Annotated in this window: 3 protein-coding genes; 2 read left to right on the plus strand and 1 reads right to left on the minus strand. The window is 67.3% G+C overall.

Annotated features, from left to right (window positions below; translation table 11 throughout):
• Positions 1 to 47: 47 nt before the first annotated feature.
• Positions 48 to 431 carry a transposase gene (locus E1267_RS43365; RefSeq protein ID WP_281283768.1) on the plus strand — a complete coding sequence of 128 codons (384 nt, stop codon included), beginning with the start codon at positions 48 to 50 and terminating at the stop codon, positions 429 to 431.
• Here the strand turns inward: E1267_RS43365 and E1267_RS43370 are convergent.
• Positions 385 to 1,485: an IS110 family RNA-guided transposase gene (locus E1267_RS43370; RefSeq protein ID WP_132342091.1), complete on the minus strand. Its 1,101-nt coding sequence runs from the start codon at positions 1,483 to 1,485 to the stop codon at positions 385 to 387. The genes E1267_RS43365 and E1267_RS43370 overlap by 47 nt on opposite strands.
• A gap of 273 nt (positions 1,486 to 1,758) precedes the next feature.
• Here E1267_RS43370 and E1267_RS43375 point away from each other — a divergent pair, with 273 nt between their 5' ends.
• Positions 1,759 to 2,661 (plus strand): IS3 family transposase, encoded by a 903-nt coding sequence (locus tag E1267_RS43375; protein WP_220449957.1) that lies wholly within the window; start codon positions 1,759 to 1,761, stop codon positions 2,659 to 2,661.
• The last annotated feature ends 30 nt before the right edge of the window (positions 2,662 to 2,691 follow it).

The following is a 2,691-nucleotide window of genomic DNA, read 5'->3' on the forward strand; positions in this document are numbered from 1 at the left end:
TGCGCTTCCCCTCGTAACGTGGAGACCGAACCAAGAGAGGTTTGGTCGTGGCAGGAACCACGAGGCGGCGCTTTGATCCGGAGTTCCGGGCTGGCGCGGTGCGTATCGTCAAGGAGACCGGCAAACCCGTCGCGCACATCGCGCGGGACCTGGGTATCAATGAGTACACGCTGTACAACTGGGTGCAGATGGACCGGCACGCGACGGGGCAGGTCGGGCGGGACGGCAATGGAGGCGGCAAGCTGAAGGAGTCCGAGCAGGAGGAGCTTGCGCGGCTGCGGCGGGAGAGGGCCGAGCTGGTCAAGCAGCACGCCAAGGAGAAGGCCGCCTGGGAGAAGGAGCGCGCGGAGCTGGAGGACGAGCGTGATGACGCCCCTATGTTTGTCAAGCCGCAGCGGGCGGAGTACGCGCTGGTGAGAGTGCTGCGGTGATGATCGGGAAGACTTCGCGGGCGACGTAGCGCTTGAGGCAGCGGATGATCTCTTTCTTGGATTTGCCCTCGGTGGTGCGGCGTTCGGCGTAGGCGCGGGTGCGCGCATCGCGGCCGAGGCGGGTCACGACGATGGTGTAGAGGGCGCTGTTGCTGCGCCGGTCGCCGCCACGGTTGAGCCGGTGCCGGACGGTCTTGCCGGAGGAGGCCTCGATCGGGTTGACGCCGCATAGGGCGGCGAAGGCGGCTTCGCTGCCGAGCCGGTCGGGGTTGTCGCCGGCGGTGATGAGCAGCGCGGCGGCGGTGTCCGGCCCGATCCCGTACTGCTGGAGCAGTTTCGGCGCGCATTCGGTGATGATCGCCACCAGCGTTCGCTCGTGCGCGCGGGCCTCTTCGGTCAGGGCCAGGATGCGGCGGGCGAGCATGCGCAGCACGCCACGGGCCGCGTCGTCGATGGTGCGGTGCTCGGCGGCGGGCAGATCTGCGCAGGTGCGGATGAGGGTGACCGAGCCCAGACCGGCCAGCGCGTCGCGCAGTGCCGAATCCGCTCGCATCAGGACGGCCCGCAGCTGGTTGATGGCCTGGGTACGGGCCTTGACCGCCGAGTCTCTAGCGACTTTGAGCATCCGGATCATCTCAACGGGGCCGTCGCCGGTCTTGGCGATGGCGGCGGCCTCCTGCGACAGCACCGCTCGAGCGGCGTTCTCGGCGTCGATGGCGTCGGTCTTGCCGCGCCGTCGCCGGCGGGCCCGGTCGGGCCGGTTGACCTCCAGAACCCGCAGGTCATGGCGGCGGAGGTAGCGGTTGAGCGCGGTGCCGTGCGAGCTGGTGCCCTCGACCCCCGCCCGCCGCAGCCGGCCGTGTCCGCTCGCCCAGCTCAGCAGCGCCGCGTAACCGTCGGCGGTGGCCGGGAACGCCTGGGTGCCCATCAGCACGCCCATGACGGTGATCACTGCTGCGACGTGCATGTCGGCATGAGTATCCACGCCGAGCACGATCTCCTCTCGCGCCTCGACGTCGGCTGCGTCGGTGTGGTCGTCGGTGGAGGCAGTCACTGGTCTCCTCGAAGGGTCGGGGATGTGGTGGTCACCGGCCGGGCGAGGAGGTCAGGACTGTGATGATGCACATTGCGAGGCCCCTATGGGGACACATCCGCGCCTGGTCCGGCGGTACCGCCCGGGCCAGGGCGACAGGTCATCACCAAGGCACAGGTGGCCAGTCTCAAACTGGGTCAGACCCTGGCGTGGCGGACGGTACCTCTTCAGTCTCACAGTCCTCAAACGATCCGTGGTCCTATGGGTCAAGGACTCGCTGAACCGATAGCCGTGGTGGAGTTCATCGAGTCCCAGAGGACCGAGTTTGGCGTTCCCCACAAGATCTGCTTTCGTGCGCTGGGAGTTTCGTCCTCGTGGTTCTACAAGTGGAGGAATCGCGGGCCAACAGCTCGCCAAGAGCGGCGCGCCCATCTGGATGAGGAGATCAAACGGCTTTTTGCCGCCTCTGGTGGCACCTACGGGTCGCCCCGCATCGCCCAAGATTTGAGGGCGGAGGGCTGGAAGCTGTCGGAGAACACCGTGGCCAAGCGGATGGCCGAACTCGGTTTGGCCGGCCGCGGGCCGAAGAAGCCGCGTCCGCTGACCCGGCAGGGCAAGCGGCCGGCCGCGCCGGATCTGGTGCGCCGGAAGTTCACCGCAATCGCTGCAGACGTGCTGTGGGTCGGCGATGTCACGATGATCCGCACCGATGAGGGGCCGCTGTACTTGGCCTCGGTCGAGGACTTGTTCTCTCGCCGGCTGCTCGGCTACGCCATGTCGGAGCACCATGACGCGGCGCTGACGGTCGCCTCGCTGCAGATGGCCGTGGTCACGCGCGGTGGTGACGTGGATGGGGTGATCTTCCATTCGGATCGCGGCTCGGAGTACACAGCTGCCCGCTACCAGGCCGAATGCCGCAAGCACGGGGTAGTGCAGTCGATGGGCCGGGTCGGGTGCGCGCTCGACAACGGAGCCGCCGAGTCGCTCAACAGCACCCTGAAGGTCGAGTTCGTATACCGGCACCGCTTCCGCACCCGAGCGGAGGCCCGGTTGAAGATCGCGACCTGGATCGCGGACTTCTACAACGTCAAGCGCAGACACAGCGCCAACGACGGGCTGCCGCCTGTCACATTCGAGCGTCACATGATCGAGAAGCGGCAAGCATCAACGGCCCTGCTGAGGGCCGCTGTGGCATAGAACCGTCTCCACGCTTTGAGGGGATTGACA

Origin of the sequence: Nonomuraea longispora (assembly GCF_004348345.1) — a bacterium.
Classification (GTDB): domain Bacteria; phylum Actinomycetota; class Actinomycetes; order Streptosporangiales; family Streptosporangiaceae; genus Nonomuraea; species Nonomuraea longispora.